The organism is Streptomyces sp. NBC_00435 (genome assembly GCF_036014235.1).
GTDB lineage: Bacteria > Actinomycetota > Actinomycetes > Streptomycetales > Streptomycetaceae > Streptomyces.
Genome location: NZ_CP107924.1, coordinates 5,647,297 through 5,663,970, shown reverse-complemented (window position 1 = coordinate 5,663,970; position 16,674 = coordinate 5,647,297). Strand labels below are relative to the sequence as shown.

At 72.2% G+C, this 16,674-nt stretch carries 11 protein-coding genes; 6 read left to right on the top strand and 5 right to left on the bottom strand.

Annotated elements, in window-relative coordinates; genetic code table 11:
* Positions 1-44 precede the first annotated feature (44 nt).
* Complete coding sequence (locus OG389_RS26120; protein ID WP_328300879.1) at positions 45-1,631, bottom strand: MFS transporter; 1,587 nt, start codon at positions 1,629-1,631, stop codon at positions 45-47.
* A gap of 149 nt (positions 1,632-1,780) precedes the next feature.
* Between OG389_RS26120 and OG389_RS26115 the strand changes: the two genes are divergently transcribed.
* On the top strand, positions 1,781-2,791 hold the full coding sequence (locus OG389_RS26115; RefSeq protein WP_328300878.1) for an Lrp/AsnC family transcriptional regulator: 1,011 nt from the start codon (positions 1,781-1,783) through the stop codon (positions 2,789-2,791).
* Between the two features lie 66 nt (positions 2,792-2,857).
* On the opposite strand, the gene glgP is transcribed toward OG389_RS26115, so the two are convergent.
* Entirely contained in the window at positions 2,858-5,494 is a 2,637-nt protein-coding gene (glgP, locus tag OG389_RS26110; protein ID WP_328300877.1) for an alpha-glucan family phosphorylase, read from the bottom strand.
* 451 nt (positions 5,495-5,945) lie between these two features.
* Here glgP and OG389_RS26105 point away from each other — a divergent pair, with 451 nt between their 5' ends.
* From OG389_RS26105 to glgB, 4 genes are all read left to right on the top strand, one after another.
* Complete coding sequence (locus tag OG389_RS26105; RefSeq protein ID WP_328300876.1) at positions 5,946-7,940, top strand: alpha-1,4-glucan--maltose-1-phosphate maltosyltransferase; 1,995 nt, start codon at positions 5,946-5,948, stop codon at positions 7,938-7,940.
* Positions 7,937-9,631, top strand: coding sequence for a maltose alpha-D-glucosyltransferase (gene treS, locus OG389_RS26100; protein WP_328300875.1), 1,695 nt, complete (start codon positions 7,937-7,939; stop codon positions 9,629-9,631). The genes OG389_RS26105 and treS overlap by 4 nt, the downstream gene beginning before the upstream one ends.
* 161 nt (positions 9,632-9,792) lie before the next feature.
* A complete protein-coding gene (locus tag OG389_RS26095; RefSeq protein WP_443059341.1) occupies positions 9,793-11,247 on the top strand; it encodes a maltokinase N-terminal cap-like domain-containing protein in 1,455 nt (484 codons plus the stop codon).
* On the top strand, positions 11,202-13,574 hold the full coding sequence (gene glgB / locus OG389_RS26090; RefSeq protein WP_443059461.1) for a 1,4-alpha-glucan branching enzyme: 2,373 nt from the start codon (positions 11,202-11,204) through the stop codon (positions 13,572-13,574). Before OG389_RS26095 ends, glgB begins: the two co-directional genes overlap by 46 nt.
* On the opposite strand, the gene OG389_RS26085 is transcribed toward glgB, so the two are convergent.
* Both OG389_RS26085 and OG389_RS26080 read right to left on the bottom strand, forming a co-directional pair.
* On the bottom strand, positions 13,552-13,932 hold the full coding sequence (locus OG389_RS26085) for a thioredoxin family protein (protein ID WP_328300873.1): 381 nt from the start codon (positions 13,930-13,932) through the stop codon (positions 13,552-13,554). The genes glgB and OG389_RS26085 overlap by 23 nt on opposite strands.
* 40 nt (positions 13,933-13,972) lie before the next feature.
* Entirely contained in the window at positions 13,973-14,350 is a 378-nt protein-coding gene (locus OG389_RS26080) for a MerR family transcriptional regulator (protein WP_328300872.1), read from the bottom strand.
* Between the two features lie 339 nt (positions 14,351-14,689).
* On the opposite strand from OG389_RS26080, the gene OG389_RS26075 reads away from it, so the two are divergent.
* Positions 14,690-15,373: a helix-turn-helix domain-containing protein gene (locus tag OG389_RS26075; RefSeq protein WP_328300871.1), complete on the top strand. Its 684-nt coding sequence runs from the start codon at positions 14,690-14,692 to the stop codon at positions 15,371-15,373.
* A 127-nt stretch (positions 15,374-15,500) separates the two neighbouring features.
* Here OG389_RS26075 and OG389_RS26070 read toward each other — a convergent pair whose 3' ends face one another.
* Positions 15,501-16,526, bottom strand: a complete 1,026-nt coding sequence (locus OG389_RS26070) for an ATP-dependent 6-phosphofructokinase (protein WP_328300870.1) — start codon at positions 16,524-16,526, stop codon at positions 15,501-15,503.
* Positions 16,527-16,674 lie beyond the last annotated feature (148 nt).

Below are 16,674 nucleotides of genomic sequence, written 5' to 3'. Positions count from 1 at the left end.
TCGGGGTCCGGGGGCACACGGGCGCGTACGGCCACCAGGGCGGCTCAGACGGCGGTGCGTTCGCCCGCCGCGTCCGGCGCCCCCGCAGGGGCCGCCTGGCCCGGCAGCCCCTGCGGAGCCCGCCGGTCACCCGCCGGGGCCCGCTCCCCCGCCCGCTCCCCCGCCCGGGCCTGCGCCGCCGCGGGCCGCCGGACCAGGAGCACCAGGATCAGCGCGCCCGCCAGACCCATCGCGCCCGAGACCCAGAAGGTGTCGCGCAGCCCGCTCGCGAAGGCCGCCTCCACCCAGTGCCGGGCCCCCGGAGCCGCGTGCAGCAGCTGTCCCGCGCCACCGCCGGCCAGTGTCTCGGCCGTGCCGTGCGGCTGGCCGGAGCCCGCCAGGCCGTCCGCCAGCCCGGACTGGAAGACCGCGCCGAGCACCGCGATCCCCAGTGCCATGCCCAGCTGCCGGGCCGTGTTCAGCGCTCCGCCCGCCATGCCGGCGCGGGCCGGGGGCACGGCTCCCATCGCGGCGGCCGCCAGGGCCGGGGAGATCAGCCCGACGCCCACACCGGTGACGACCATGCCGGCCACCAGCGCCGTCCAGCCGTCGCCCGCGTCCAGCAGCCAGCCCTGGAGCAGCGCGCCCGCGCCGATCAGGAGCAGCCCGCCGCCGATGGTGATCCGGGGCGAGGCCCCGTGCAGCAGCTTGCCGCTCGCGGCGGCGACGAAGAAGGCCGACAGGCTGAGCGGCAGCAGTACCAGACCGGCGCCCACCGGCCCCATGCCCTCGGCGCTCTGCAGCCACAGCGAGACGTACATCAGGTAGCCGAAAGCGGCCCCGGACATCAGCAGCGAGGCGGCCATCACGGCGACGAAGGCGGGGCTGCGGAAGAGCGAGAGGTCGAGCATCGGGCGGGAGCTGCGCAGTTCGACCAGGACGAAGGCGGCGAAGGCGGCGGCGCCCAGGGCGAACAGGCCGAGGGTGGTCGCCGAGGTCCAGCCCTTCTCGCCCCCGCGGATGAGGGCGTAGGTGACGGCCGCGGCGCCGGTGGTGAAGGTGACCATGCCGGGCAGGTCCAGCCCCCTGGCGTGCGGATCGCGGGACTCGGTGACGGCCTTGAGGGTGACGTACACGGCCAGGGCGCAGACCGGGAGGTTGATGAAGAAGATCCAGCGCCAGCCGAACTGCTCGGTGAGCAGCCCGCCGACGATCGGACCGGCCGCGGCGGCGGCTCCGTTGACCGCGCCCCAGACACCGAAGGCGATGCCCCGGTCGCGGCCCTGGTAGGCGGAGCTGAGCAGGGCCATGGTGGTGGCGAACATCGCGGCGCCGCCGATGCCCTGGACGGCGCGGAAGGCGATGAGCGCGGCCGGGCCGTCGGCCAGGCCGCAGGCGAGGGAGGCGGCGGCGAAGAGCCCGAGCCCGCCGAGGTAGACGCGGCGCCGGCCGATCCGGTCGGCGAGCGAGCCGGCGCCGAGCAGCAGGGCGGCCAGGGCGAGGGCGTAGACGTCCATCACCCACTGGAGCGCGGAGAAGCCCGTGTGCATGTCGGCCGCCATGTCGGGCAGCGCGACGGTCACGATCGTGACGTCGATCAGGAGCATGAAGGCCCCGAGACACACCGCCGTCAACGGCAGCCATTTACGCATGGGAGTTTCTCCTCGGATCACGGAGGGGGCGAAGGCCCGGGGGGCGGTCCCCGGTGGACCCAAGGTCCCAGGACCTTCTCCCCTTCCCCCACCCAGCGGCCATGTCTTGGCGCATTTCACTCATGGGCGGCCCTGCGATGATGGAAACCATGAATGCCACGGAGCTGGACGCACTCGACCGGTGCCTGGTCCAGGCCCTCACGATCGACGGCCGGGCTCCCTTCAGCAAGCTCGCCGAGGTTCTGGAGGTCTCCGACCAGACCGTCGTACGCCGCTACCGGCACCTGCGGACCACCGGCCTGATCCGGGTCGTCGGACTCCCGCTGGGCAGTCGCGTCGGGCTGTTCGAGTCCTGGCTGCGCGTGCAGTGCGCCCCCGACGCGGCGCTCCCGGTGGCCGAGGCCCTCGCCCGGCGCCCGGACATCGCGTGGGTGAACCTGAACTCGGGCGGCACCGAGGTCCACTGCATGACCCGGGCCCGCACCCGCAAGGACCGGGACACCCTGCTCCTGGAGAAGCTGCCGCGCACCCGCCGGGTCACCGGCATCAGCGCCCACACCATCCTGCGGAAGTTCTTCGGCGGCCCCGATGCCTGGGCCGGCATGGACCTGCTGCGCCCGGGCCAGGTCGCCGCCCTGCAACGGCCGCCCGCGCAGCCGCGGCCCGAGCCGGACCCGCCGTACGCCCTGGACCAGGCGGAGCTGGCGCTGCTCGCCGTGCTGGGCCGGGACGGCCGCGCCGGGTATCCGGAACTGGCGCGCGCGGGAGGCCTGTCCGAGTCCACGGCCCGGCGCCGGCTGGAGCGGCTGCGCGATCTCGGGGCGGTCTTCTTCGACGTGGAGTTCGTCCCCTCGCTGCTCGGCTACGAGGCGGAGGCGACGCTGGTGCTGACGGTCCCGCCGGCCCGGCTGGCGCAGGTCGGGGCCGCCCTGGCGAGCCACCGCGAGGTCGCGTTCGCGGCGGCCGTGACCGGGTCGGCCTCCCTGATGGCGGTGGTGGTGTGCCGGGACACGGAGGCGCTCTACACCTACCTGACCGAGCGGATCGGCGCGGTGGAGGGGGTGGGGCAGGTGGAGGTGATCCCGAGCCTGCGCAGCATCAAGCGGGCCGGCATGCTGGTGGAGGACGGGCGGCTGGTCGACCCGCCGCCCGCTCCGTGACCGGCGGGCCGGGCGGCCGCGCGGACGGTCCCGTGGAACCGCCGCGCGACCACCGCGACCGCCTCGCTACCGCAGCAGCACCCCGCCCCCCGCCTCCGTGTCCACCGGTCCGGCGACCAGACCCAGTTCCGCCGGGGTCGCCAGCAGCGGATGGGCGGGCAGGATCCGTACGGTGTAGCCGAAGGGCCCCGTACGGTCGAGGGCGAGGGGGCCCTCGTACAGCCAGCGTCCCTCCAGGTCGGGTCCGCCCGCGGGCTTGAGCGGGAAGGTCCGGCCGCCCTGGATCACGTCCTGCGCGTCGACCCGGCCCGCGACGGCCTGCACTTCCACGTCCTCGGGAGCGAGGGTGTCGAGCGAGACCTGCACGCGCAGGGTCAGGGTGGCCCCGAGTTCGGCGGTGCCGCCGACCGGGCCCGCCGTCAGCGCCTCCACGTGCTCGACGGTGAGCTGCGGCCAGGCCGCGCGGACCCGGCCCTTCCACCAGGCGAGGTCCCGTGCCGCGTCCGGGGTCAGGGCGCGGTGGGAGAGCGCGGCCGGCGCGTAGAGCCGCTCCACGTACTCCCGCACCATGCGTCCCGCCAGTACCTTGGGCCCGAGTGAGACCAGGGTCCGGCGCACCATCTCGATCCACCGCACCGGCAGCCCGGTGTGTCCGGCCCGGTCGTAGAACCGGGGGGCGACCCGGCCCTCGATCAGGTCGTAGAGGGCATTCGCCTCCAGGGCGTCGCGGCGGTTCTCGTCCGCGCCGAGGCCGTCGGCGGTCGGGATGGCCCAGCCGAAGTCCGGCTCGAACCATTCGTCCCACCAGCCGTCCAGGACGGAAAGGTTGAGGCAGCCGTTGAGCGCCGCCTTCATCCCGCTGGTGCCGCACGCCTCCAGCGGGCGCAGCGGGTTGTTCAGCCAGACGTCGCAGCCCGGGTAGAGCTTCTGGGCCATGGCCATGCCGTAGTCGGGCAGGAAGACGATCCGGTGGCGCACGCGCGGGTCGTCGGCGAACCGCACCAGCTCCTGCACGAGCCGCTTCCCGCCGTCGTCGGCCGGGTGCGCCTTGCCCGCGACCACGATCTGCACGGGCCGGTCCGGGTCCAGCAGCAGGCGGCGCAGGCGGTCGGGGTCGCGCAGCATCAGCGTGAGCCGCTTGTACGACGGCACCCGGCGGGCGAACCCGATGGTCAGCACGTCCGGGTCGAGTACGGAGTCCACCCAGCCCAGCTCGGCGTCGGCGGCCCCGCGCTGGCGCCAGGAGGCGCGCAGGCGGTCCCGTACCTCCTGGACCAGCTGCTCCCTGAGCACCCGCCGCAGGTCCCAGACGTCCTGGTCGGGGATGTCGGCCACGGCGTCCCAGCGCTGGGAGCCGCCGACCGAGAGCGCGTCCTCGGTGCGCCCGGCGCCGATCTGCCGCGCGCCGAGCTTCACGACCTCCGGCGCCACCCAGGTCGGTGCGTGCACCCCGTTGGTGACGGAGGTGATGGGTACGTCGGCGGGGTCGAAGCCCGGCCAGAGCCCGGCGAACATCTCCCGGCTGACGGCGCCGTGCAGGGTGGAGACCCCGTTGGCGCGCTGGGCGAGGCGCAGCCCCATCACGGCCATGTTGAACACCCCGGGGTCGCCGCCGGGGTAGGTCTCGGCGCCCAGTGCCAGGATCCGGTCGACGGGTACGCCGGCCAGTTCGCCGCCCTCGCCGAAGTGGCGTGCGACCAGGGCCCGGTCGAAGCGGTCGATGCCGGCGGGGACGGGGGTGTGCGTGGTGAACACGGTCCCGGCCCGTACGGCTTCGACGGCGGCGTCGAAACCGAGGCCCTGCTGCCCCTCCAGTTCCCTTATGCGCTCCAGCCCCAGGAACCCGGCGTGCCCCTCATTGGTGTGGAAGACCTCGGGGCCGGGATGCCCGGTGATCCGGCAGTAGGCCCGGACGGCCCGCACCCCGCCGATGCCGAGAAGCATCTCCTGGAGCAGCCGGTGGTCGCTCCCGCCGCCGTAGAGCCGGTCGGTCACCTCGCGGGCGACGGCGTCGTTGTCCTCGACGTCGGAGTCCAGGAGCAGCAGCGGCACCCGGCCGACGCGGGCCTGCCAGATGTGCGCGTGCAGGGCCCGGCCGCCGGGCAGGCTGAGGGAGACCCGCGCCGGGGCGCCGCCCTCCTCCCGGACCAGGGCGACGGGCAGTTCGTTGGGGTCGAGCACCGGATAGTGCTCCTGCTGCCAGCCGTCCCGGGAGAGGGACTGGCGGAAGTAGCCGTGCCGGTACAGCAGCCCGACCCCGATGAGGGGCACGCCGAGGTCGCTGGCGGCCTTGAGGTGGTCCCCGGCGAGGATTCCGAGCCCGCCGGAGTACTGGGGCAGGGCGGCGGTGATCCCGAACTCGGGCGAGAAGTAGGCGATGGCGGCGGGGAGCTCCGCGGCGGCCTCGTGGCTCTGGTACCACCTCCCGCCGTGGACGTAGTCGTCGAGGTCGGCGGCGGCTACGGCCAGCCGCCTCAGGAACCGCCGGTCTGCGGCGAGCTCGGCGATCCGCGCGGCGGACACCGCGCCGAGCAGCCGGACGGGATCCCCGCCGGCGGCCTGCCAGCCCTCGGGATCGACGGATTGGAAGAGCTCACGGGTCTCGCCGTGCCAGGACCAGCGCAGGTTGCGCGCGAGGTCGGCGAGCGGCGAGAGGGTCTCGGGGAGGACGGGGCGCACGGTGAATCGACGGATAGCCTTCACGCGTTCCACCTTCGCAGGGGATTACGGATCGGTGCGGGCGCACCACGCTGTGCACCCCGAGCGTCACCCCGGGAAGGCTAGCGCCGACGCCCCTCCCGGACCATGGCGCCTCGGGCCCTGCGGACATCCGTTAGTACTTTCCGAGTTGACGGAGCATCGGCGGATGTCGAGCCGTGCCCCCGGGACGGCCGTTCGACTACGTACGAGTAGTTAACCGAGCACGCGGGTTGGGCCGGGCTGGAGTGGGAAGGGCTCCCGGGTACGCGCACGGCGCACCCTCCCCCGAACCTCTCCCGCCACCCGAGTGAACGCGGACAGGAGCGGCCATGCCCGCAGCCCAGCCGTCTTCCGAGCGGCTAGAAACAGAGCGAACAGAGCGTGCACTACCAGCCGTCATACCGGCTGGCCTGTTGTCACCGAGCCCTGCGAACTGCCCCCAGGTGATCCCATCATGATCGGTCGCATTCCCGTGCTGGACGTCCGCCCCGCCGTCGACTGCGGCGTCAGACCCGCCAAGGCGGTCGTGGACGAGGTATTCGAGATTTCCGCCACCGTGTTCCGCGAGGGGCACGACGCCGTGGCGGCCCATGTCGTCCTCCGAGATCCGAGCGGGCGGCTCCGGCCCCCCGTGCCCCTCGCCGAGCTCGCTCCCGGTACCGACCGGTGGGGGGCTCGGGTGTCCGCCGAGGTCGAGGGGAGGTGGACGTACACCGTCGAGGCGTGGAGCGACCCGGTGGCCACCTGGCGGGCGCATGCGGCGATCAAGATTCCCGCCGGCATGGACACGGGGCTGGTGCTCCTGGAGGGTGCCGAGCTGTACGAGCGGGCCGCCGCGAAGATTCCCAAGCGGGACGGGCGCGAGCACGTGCTCGGCGCCGCCGACGCGATGCGCGACGAGGACCGGGCCGTCGCCGTACGGTACGCGGCCGCCCTCGCGCCCGAGGCCGCGGCGGCGCTCGCGCGGCGCCCGCTGCGGGAGCTGGTGACCGCCTCCAAGCCGCTGCCGCTGCTGATCGAGCGCAAGCGGGCCCTCTTCGGCTCCTGGTACGAGATGTTCCCCCGGTCGGAGGGAGCGGTGCTGGAGCCGGGTGGCGCTCCCGTCAGCGGGACCTTCCGGACCGCCGCCGAACGCCTGCCGGCCATCGCCGCGATGGGCTTCGACGTGGTGTACCTGCCACCCATCCACCCGATCGGGAGCACCTTCCGCAAGGGGCCCAACAACACGCTGTCCGCGGGAAGTTGGGACCCGGGTGTGCCCTGGGCCATCGGTTCCACCGAGGGCGGCCACGAGGCCGTCCACCCCGAGCTCGGCACTCTGGAGGACTTCGACGCCTTCGTCGCCAAGGCCCGCGAGCTGCGCATCGAGGTGGCGCTGGACTTCGCCCTGCAGTGCTCCCCGGACCACCCGTGGGTGGAGAAGCACCCGGAGTGGTTCCGCCACCGCGCCGACGGGACCATCGCGTACGCCGAGAACCCGCCGAAGAAGTACCAGGACATCGTCCCGATCCACTTCGACACCGACATGGCCGGCATCGTGGAGGAGACGGTGCGGATCCTGCGGCACTGGATGGACCACGGCGTCCGCATCTTCCGGGTCGACAATCCGCACACCAAGCCGGTGGTCTTCTGGCAGCGGGTGATCGCGGACATCAACAAGTCCGACCCCGACGTGATCTTCCTGGCCGAGGCCTTCACCCGACCCGCGATGATGCGGGCCCTGGCCGCCATCGGTTTCCAGCAGTCCTACACGTACTTCACCTGGCGCAACACCAAGGACGAGCTGACCGAGTACGTGACCGAGCTCGCGGACACCCGCTCGGCCTCCGTCATGCGCCCGAATTTCTTCGTCAACACCCCGGACATCCTCCACGCCTACCTTCAGCACGGGGGCCGGCCCGCCTTCGAGATCCGCGCGGTCCTCGCCGCCACCCTCTCCCCGACCTGGGGGGTCTACGCCGGTTACGAGCTCTGCGAGAACGCCGCCGTCAAGGAGGGCAGCGAGGAGTACCTGAACTCGGAGAAGTACGAGCTGCGTCCGCGCGACTGGGCCGCCGCCGACCGCGAGGGCCGCACGATCGCCCCGCTGATCACCGCCCTGAACCGGATGCGCCGCCGCAACCCCGCGCTCCAGCAGCTGCGCGACATCCATTTCCATCCGACCGACAACGAACAGGTGATCGCCTATTCGAAGCACGCGGGTGGCAATTCCGTACTGGTGGTCGTCAACCTCGATCCGCACCACACCCAGGAGGCGACGGTCTCGTTGGACATGCCGGTACTCGGCCTCGACTGGCACGGGTCCCTCGCGGTGCGCGACGAGCTCACCGGCGAGACCTATCACTGGGGCAGGGCCAACTACGTGCGCCTGGAACCGGGCCGCACGCCCGCGCACGTGCTGGCGGCCCTGCGACCGTCCCCGCCCACCGGAGGGTCACCCACCTCATGATGATCAACGATCCCGTCCACGACACCTTCGAGGACACCCCCGTCAAGGACCGCGACCCCGACTGGTTCAAGCGGGCGGTCTTCTACGAGGTCCTCGTCCGCTCCTTCCACGACAGCAACGGCGACGGCGTGGGTGACCTCAAGGGGCTCACCGCCAAGCTGGACTACCTCCAGTGGCTCGGCGTCGACTGCCTGTGGCTCCCGCCGTTCTTCGCCTCGCCCCTGCGCGACGGGGGCTACGACGTCGCCGACTACACCTCCGTGCTGCCCGAGTTCGGCGACCTCGCCGACTTCGTGGAGTTCGTGGACGCGGCCCACACCCGCGGCATGCGGGTGATCATCGACTTCGTCATGAACCACACGAGCGATCAGCACGAGTGGTTCCAGCAGTCCCGCAAGGACCCCGAGGGGCCCTACGGCGACTACTACATGTGGGCCGACAACGACAAACAGTTCCAGGACGCCCGCATCATCTTCGTCGACACCGAGACGTCGAACTGGACGTACGACCCGGTCCGCAAGCAGTACTACTGGCACCGGTTCTTCTCCCACCAGCCGGACCTCAACTACGAGAACCCGGCGGTCGTCGAGGAGATCGTCTCCGCGCTCCGCTTCTGGCTCGACCTCGGCATCGACGGCTTCCGCCTCGACGCCGTGCCCTACCTGTACGCCGAGGAGGGCACCAACTGCGAGAACCTGCCGCGCACCCACACCCTCCTCAAAGCGGTCCGCGCCGAGATCGACGCCCACTACCCGGACACCGTGCTGCTCGCCGAGGCGAACCAGTGGCCCGAGGACGTCGTGGACTACTTCGGCGACTTCCAGAAGGGCGGGGACGAGTGCCACATGGCCTTCCACTTCCCCGTCATGCCGCGCATCTTCATGGCCGTACGAAGAGAGTCCCGCTACCCGGTCTCCGAAATCCTGGCGAAGACCCCGGCGATCCCGGACCGCTGCCAGTGGGGCATCTTCCTGCGCAACCACGACGAGCTCACCCTCGAAATGGTCACGGACGAAGAGCGCGACTACATGTACGCCGAGTACGCCAAGGACCCGCGCATGCGGGCCAACATCGGCATCCGGCGCCGGCTCGCCCCGCTGCTGGACAACGACCGCAACCAGATGGAGCTGTTCACCGCCCTGCTCCTGTCGCTGCCGGGTTCCCCGGTGCTGTACTACGGCGACGAGATCGGCATGGGCGACAACATCTGGCTCGGCGACCGCGACGGCGTGCGCACCCCGATGCAGTGGACGCCGGACCGCAACGCCGGTTTCTCCTCGTGCGATCCGGGCAGGCTGAACCTGCCGGTCATCATGGACCCGGTCCACGGGTACCAGGTGACCAATGTCGAAGCCGCGATGGCATCACCCTCGTCGCTGCTGCACTGGACCCGCCGGATGATCGAGGTCCGCAAGGCCAACCCGGCCTTCGGACTCGGTTCGTACACCGAACTGCCCTCGTCCAACCCGGCGGTACTGGCCTTCCTGCGCGAGTACGGGGACGACCTGGTGCTGTGCGTGCACAACTTCTCCCGCTTCGCGCAGCCCACCGAGCTGGATCTGCGGTCGTTCAACGGACGGGTGCCGGTGGAACTCACCGGTGACGTCCGCTTCCCGCCGATCGGCGAGTGGCCGTACCTGCTGACCCTGGCGGGACACGGCTTCTACTGGTTCCGCCTGCGCGCTGAATAGAACGCCCCGCGTAGAGGCGCACGAAGGGCGGGCGAATGGGTCAATCGCCCGCCCCTGTAAGGAGCATCCTGACCCGACACTCGCTCACACCGGAGAAGCAATCAGCGCGATCCGGGACACTCTGCGCATTCTTTGACGGCCCGGGGAAAGGACGCGACGCCATGTCGGAGGCTGCATCCGCCCGGGACCGGCTCACCGCCGACCGGCTCACCGCCGACCGGGCCACCGGGCTCGGTCCACTGGAGCCGATGCTGCGGGCCTGGCTGCCCGCGCAGCGCTGGTTCGCGGGCAAGGGCCGTGCCATCGGGCGGCTCAGAGCGGTCTCGGCGGCCGAACTGCTGCCGCCCGGAGCCACTCCCGGGCTGCTGCACCTGCTGCTCGACGTGGACGGGGACTGCTACCAGCTGCTGCTCGGCATCCGCCCGAGCCCGCTGCCGCCGGCCCTCGCGCCGGCCCTGATCGGCCACGCCGAGCAGGGCCCGTACGCCGGCCAGTCGGTGTACGAGGGCCTGGGGGACCCCCGGCTCGCCGCGCTGCTGCTGGAGCGGCTGCGCTCCCCCGGCACGCTCGGCCCGCTCCGCTTCGACCGGGATCCGGGCGCCCTGATCCCCGAGGCCCCCACGCCCCGGCCGCTGTCCGGGGAGCAGACCAATTCCTCACTGATCTACGGGGATTCGTACATTCTGAAGATCTTCAGGCGGGTCGGCCCCGGGGTCAATCCGGATCTGGAGCTGCCCCGGGCCCTGGCCGCCGCGGGCTGCGCCCGGGTACCCGCACCGGTCGCCTGGTACGAGGCCGAGCTGCCCGGCTCCGAACCGCTGACCCTGGGCGTGCTCCAGCCGTACCTGCGCGGCTCCGACGACGGCTGGCAGCTCGCGCTCGGCCGGCTGCGGGCCGGGGCCGACTTCACCGCCGAGGCACACGCACTGGGCCGGGCCACCGCCGAGGTGCACAGCGCGCTGGCCGCGGCGCTGCCGACCGTCGCGCTGGGTCCGGAGCAGACGGCCCGGCTGGCCGCCGGGATGACCGCGCGGCTGGCCGCCACCGCCCGCGAGGTGCCCGCCCTGCGCCCCTACGAGGCCGGGCTGCGCGGCGCCTTCGACGCGCTGGCCGCCTCCCGCGGGGCCGGGGTGCCCGCCCAGCGGATCCACGGGGACCTGCACCTGGGCCAGACCCTGCGCACCGCGGACGGCAGCTGGGCGCTGATCGACTTCGAGGGGGAGCCGGCCCGGCCGCTGGCCGACCGGCGCCGCCCCGAGCCGGCGGTCCGGGACATCGCCGGGATACTGCGCTCCTTCGACTACGCCGCCCGTTCGCACCGGCCGTTCGCCCCCGCCTGGGCGGACGCCTGCCGGGCCGCCTTCTGCGAGGGCTACGCCCGCACGACCGGACGGGACCCGCGCGAGGACCCCGTACTCCTGCGCGCCTACGAGACCGACAAGGCGGTGTACGAGGCCCGCTACGAGTCCCGGCACCGCCCCGACTGGTTGCACGTGCCGATGGCGGCGATCCGGCGGCTGTCCGAGCCGCAGCGTCCCCCCTCGCACCGTACCCATCCCCCCATCCCCGGATCCGCCACTCCCCACCCGAAGCCCCCGAGGAGGCCGCTCGCGTGAGCGCCGCACGACAGCCGTCACCGACCGTCCGCGCCGAAGCCAAGCCCGTCTCCGGCCCCGCCGCCGGCCCCGCCACCGCCCCCGAAACGGGTGCGAAGAAGGCCAGGGCACCGCGGGCCCGGCGGGCCGCCCCGCCGCACGGGGTCCGGCCGGCACCGGCACTCGGCGCGGAGGAACGGGCCCGGCTGCTGGAGGGCCGCCACCACGATCCGCACGGGGTGCTCGGCGCCCGCGCCCAGCGGGGCGGGGTGTCCTTCCGGGTGCTGCGCCCGTACGCGAAGGCGGTCACCGTCGTCGCCAAGGGGCTGCGGGCCGAGCTCTTCGACGACGGGGACGGGATGTTCTCCGGGCTGCTGCCGCTGGCCGGGGTGCCGGACTACCGGCTGCTCGTGACGTACGACAGCGACGAGGTGGAGGTCCACGACCCCTACCGGTTCCTGCCCTCGCTCGGCGAGCTCGACCTGCACCTGATCGGTGAGGGACGGCACGAGGAGCTGTGGACGGCGCTCGGCTCGGAGCCGATGGAGCACCAGGGCGTGGCCGGCACCCGGTTCACCGTATGGGCTCCGAACGCGCAGGGCGTGCGGGTCACCGGGGACTTCTCGCACTGGGACCCGGTCGCCCACCCGATGCGCTCGCTCGGTTCGACCGGCGTGTGGGAGCTGTTCCTGCCGGGGGTCGGCGAGGGCGCCCTGTACAAGTACGACATCACGCGCCCGGACGGCTCGCACACCCTGCGCGCCGACCCGATGGCCAAGCACGCCGAGGTCCCGCCGGCCAACGCCTCGGTGGTGACGGCCTCCTCCTACGTCTGGCAGGACGCCGGGTGGATGGCCTCGCGCGGCGTCCGTCCGCCGCACCAGGCCCCTTTCTCGGTGTACGAGCTGCACCTGGCCTCCTGGCGGCCGGGGCTCTCGTACCGGCAGCTGGCCGAGCAGCTGCCCGCGTACGTGACGGAGCTGGGCTTCACGCACGTGGAGCTGATGCCCGTCGCCGAGCACCCCTTCGGCGGCTCGTGGGGCTACCAGGTCACCGGCTTCTACGCGCCGACCTCCCGGATGGGCACCCCTGACGACTTCCGCTTCCTGGTGGACTCGCTGCACCGGGCCGGGATCGGGGTGATCGTCGACTGGGTGCCGGCGCACTTCCCGCGCGACGACTGGGCGCTCGCCGAGTTCGACGGGCGGCCGCTGTACGAGCACCACGACCCGCAGCGGGCCGCGCACCCGGACTGGGGGACGCTGGAGTTCGACTACGGGCGCCGGGAGGTCCGCAACTTCCTGGTCGCCAACGCCGTGTACTGGTGCCAGGAGTTCCACGTGGACGGGCTGCGCGTGGACGCGGTGGCCTCGATGCTCTACCTCGACTACTCGCGCGGCGAGGGCGAGTGGACGCCGAACGAACTCGGCGGGCGGGAGAACCTGGACGCGGTGGCGCTGCTCCAGGAGATGAACGCGACCGTCTACCGGCGCTGCCCGGGGGTGGTGACCATCGCGGAGGAATCCACGGCGTGGCCGGGCGTCACGCAGCCCACCGACGGCGGCGGGCTCGGCTTCGGCCTGAAGTGGAACATGGGCTGGATGCACGACACCCTGCGCTACGCGTCGAAGGAGTCGGTGCACCGCAAGTACCACCACCACGACATGACCTTCGGGATGGTCTACGCGTTCAGCGAGAACTACGTGCTGCCGATCTCGCACGACGAGGTGGTGCACGGCAAGGGTTCGCTGGTGTCGAAGATGCCCGGCGACTGGTGGCAGCAGCGGGCCGCGCACCGGGCGTACCTGGGCTTCATGTGGGCCCACCCCGGCAAGCAGCTGCTCTTCATGGGGCAGGAGTTCGCGCAGGGTTCGGAGTGGTCCGAGACGTACGGGCCGGACTGGTGGCTGCTGGACTCCTCGTACGCGGCCGCCGGTGACCACCGGGGCGTACGCAGCCTCGTGGGCGACCTGAACCGCACCTACCGGGCGGCGCCCGCCCTGTGGGAGCGGGACACCGTGCCGGAGGGCTTCGCGTGGGTGGAGGCCGACGCCGCGGAGGACAACGTCTTCGCGTTCCTGCGGTTCGCGCAGGACGGCTCGCAGCTGCTGTGCGTCTCGAACTTCTCGCCGGTGGTGCGGCACGGGTACCGGATCGGGGTCCCGGAGGACGTGGCGCAGTGGCGGGAGGTGCTCAACACCGACCTGGAGCCCTACGGCGGCAGCGGTGTGCACCACGCGCGGCCGCTGCGGCCCGAGCCGGTGCCCGCGCAGGGCCGGGCGACGAGCCTGCGGCTGACCCTGCCGCCGCTGGCGACGGTCTGGCTCAGGCCGGTGTCCCGGCCGTAGGCGCGGTCGCGGGCCCGGCCGGGGCCAGCAGGTCTTCCAGTTCCTGCAGGAGCTTGCGCTTGGCCCGGGCCCCGACCATCTGCCGGACGGGCTCGCCGTCGCTGAAGACGAGCAGGGTGGGCATGGACAGCACCCCGTAGCGCGCGAGGGTGCCGGGGTTGCTGTCCGCGTCGATCTGGACGACCTTGAGCCGGCCGGCCTCCTCGGCGGCGACGGCGGACAGGACGGGCGCGAGCTGGCGGCACGGGCCGCACCAGTCGGCGGTGAACTCCACCAGGACGGGCCGGCCGCGCTCGGCGAGCACCTGCGCCCCGAAGTCGGCGTCGGTCACTTCGGCCACACCATGGGCCTTGATCATGTCGTTCCCCTCTCGTCGCGGCCGGCGGGCCGCCGGCCGCTCATCCGGTCATCTCGCATCTGGGCTGTGCCGCTTCGGCTTCGGCGAGCTGGCCCGCGACCTGTTCGCGCACGCCGGCCAGGCGGCCGATCAGGCCGTCCAGTTCGGTGAGCTTGCGCCGGTAGACGGCCAGTGAGGCCGGGCAGGAGTCGCCGGCCGGATGCCCGGCGCGCAGGCACTCCACGAACGGACGGGTCTCCTCCAGGTCGAAGCCGAAGTCCTGGAGCGTGCGGATCTGGCGGAGCAGCCGCAGGTCGTCCTCGTCGTAGGTGCGGTAGCCGTTGCCGTCGCGCCGGGCGGGCAGCAGTCCCCGCGATTCGTAGTACCTGAGCGTCCGGGTGCTGGTGCCCGCCCGCTCGGCCAGTTCGCCGATTCGCATGGCCCCGACGGTAATCCTTGACGTCCGCGTCAAGGCAAGGAGGGGAATTCCGGAGGCCCTCGCCACCCCCGTTCGCGAGGGCCTCCGCCCTGGAGTACGCAGCGGACGAGTGGCTGGTTCGAGCCGGTCCGGATCCTGTGAGACGGATCACGCACGGGGGTATCGCGACGGGCGGCCGGAAACGTACGCTAGGAAGTGGATCACGGATCCATCCGATTACCGGACAGTCGCAGGGAAAACGGACCAAAGCCCTTTACTTCATAGGACGTTCCTACGAGTTATGGGCTTGTTTGATTGGTCTGTAGTCGCCACCCCTCGGCCACTCCTACGGTGTGCCGTGTGCACTCCAGCCCCCCTTTCAATGCCCCCGCCGCGCGTCGTCTCCGCGCGGCCCTGGGCATGGCTCCCGGTCATGTCGCCTATGGCCTGCGCGCCCAGTACGGAATGCTCGTCACGCCCGAGACCGTGATGGCGTGGGAACGTGGCGAGATTTCACCCACCTCCGCGGAACTCACGGCCCTCGCCGGCGTGCTCTGGTGCTCCCCCGCCGAACTGCTCGCCGAGCCCGTCACCTTGCGGGAGCACCGGATCGCCAGGGGGCTGGCCGCCGATGAGCTGGCCCGGCGGATCGGCGTGGAGGCGGGTGCGTACCAGAAGATGGAGGACACCGGCCGCTGGAAGGCCAACGAGCGGCAGTCCGCCGCCCTGGCCACCGCGCTGGGACTGACCCTGGCCCAGTTCGTGACGGCCACCGGCAAGCACGAGGAGCTGGCCGAGCTGCTGCGCAGCGCGGTGACCACGCGCTGGCAGGCCTACGTGAAGCCGCTGACCAAGCTGCTGCCCGTGCCCAAGGCACACCTGGAGCGGGTGCTGGAGCAGCTGCACGGCGAGTACCAGTCGCGGATGGTGGCGACCCTGGGCTGGGGGGGCGCGCAGGGCGAGGCCGGCAGCGGGGACGCGGGGCGGGAGTTCCTCACGGACGTCGTGGACCGCTTCTGGTCCGTCGCCGGCGGTGCGGCGTAGGACACATTCAGGGACATTTCCCCGCCGGAGCCTCTACGGGAAAGACCCCGATCGCGTCCGCGGACGGACGGGATCGGGGCCTTTCGGCGCCGGAAGTCGGGACGCAGGTCCCGGCCGGCCGGGACGGTCAGAAGACCGACTCGGCCTCGTACATGCGGTCCTCGGGGACGGTCTTGAGCGCTGTGACGGCGTCGGCCAGCGGGGTCATGACGATCTCGGTGCCGCGCAGGGCCGTCATGTTGCCGAAGTCGCCGCGGTGGACGCCCTCGACAGCGTGCCAGCCGAAGCGGGTCGCGAGGACACGGTCGTAGGCGGTGGGGGTGCCGCCGCGCTGGACGTGGCCGAGGATGACGGGGCGGGCTTCCTTGCCCAGGCGCCGCTCCAGCTCCACCGCGAGACGGTTGCCGATGCCGGCGAAGCGCTCGTGGCCGTACTGGTCGATCGCGCCCTTCTCGTACGGCATGGACCCCTCACCCGGGTGCGCGCCTTCGGCCACACAGATGACGGCGAACTTCTTACCGCGGGCGAATCGTTCCTCCACCATCTTGACCAGGGCGTCCACCTCGAAGGGGCGCTCCGGAAGGCAGATTCCGTGGGCGCCGCCGGCCATGCCGGACTCCAGGGCGATCCAGCCCGCGTGGCGGCCCATGACCTCGACGACCATGACGCGCTGGTGCGATTCGGCGGTGGTCTTGAGGCGGTCGATGGCCTCGGTGGCGACCATGACGGCGGTGTCGAAGCCGAAGGTGCGGTCGGTGGAGGAGATGTCGTTGTCGATGGTCTTCGGCACGCCCACGACGGGCATTCCGGCGTCCGACAGCATCCGGGCGGCCGTGAGGGTGCCCTCGCCGCCGATCGGGATCAGGGCGTCGATGCCGTAGCGCCTGGCCAGTTCGACGGCGTTCTCGGCCGCTTCGTGGAGCCGGGCGCGCTCCATGCGGGCCGAACCGAGGATCGTTCCGCCGCGGGCGAGGATGCCGCTGACGGCGTTGATGTCGAGGGGGCGGAAGTTGCCGTCGAGGAGGCCCTTGAAGCCGTCCTCGAAGCCGATGACCTCGTCCCCGTGCCCGACCACGGCACGGTGTACGACCGACCGGATGACAGCGTTCAGGCCCGGGCAGTCGCCGCCTGCGGTGAGAACTCCGATACGCATCGTGCTGTGTCTCCTGCTCCTGGTCGTACCTGGCCGTTCGCGTGCGGGCGGGCGGCCGTACATATGAAGGGCTATACGAAGGGCGTAATGGTGAAGCCTGTCCGATTGTTCCACGGGCAGGGGGTGGGGCGCGCTCTGTGGTGCTCCG

What these genes read in the sequence shown, in the direction of transcription:
- OG389_RS26085 (WP_328300873.1), bottom strand. Translation starts at nt 13,932, where the DNA reads ATGATCAAGGCCCATGGTGTGGCCGAAGTGACCGACGCCGACTTCGGG.
- OG389_RS26105 (WP_328300876.1), top strand. Translation starts at nt 5,946, where the DNA reads ATGATCGGTCGCATTCCCGTGCTGGACGTCCGCCCCGCCGTCGACTGC.
- OG389_RS26120 (WP_328300879.1), bottom strand. Translation starts at nt 1,631, where the DNA reads ATGCGTAAATGGCTGCCGTTGACGGCGGTGTGTCTCGGGGCCTTCATG.
- treS (WP_328300875.1), top strand. Translation starts at nt 7,937, where the DNA reads ATGATGATCAACGATCCCGTCCACGACACCTTCGAGGACACCCCCGTC.
- OG389_RS26070 (WP_328300870.1), bottom strand. Translation starts at nt 16,526, where the DNA reads ATGCGTATCGGAGTTCTCACCGCAGGCGGCGACTGCCCGGGCCTGAAC.
- OG389_RS26115 (WP_328300878.1), top strand. Translation starts at nt 1,781, where the DNA reads ATGAATGCCACGGAGCTGGACGCACTCGACCGGTGCCTGGTCCAGGCC.
- OG389_RS26095 (WP_443059341.1), top strand. Translation starts at nt 9,793, where the DNA reads ATGTCGGAGGCTGCATCCGCCCGGGACCGGCTCACCGCCGACCGGCTC.
- OG389_RS26080 (WP_328300872.1), bottom strand. Translation starts at nt 14,350, where the DNA reads ATGCGAATCGGCGAACTGGCCGAGCGGGCGGGCACCAGCACCCGGACG.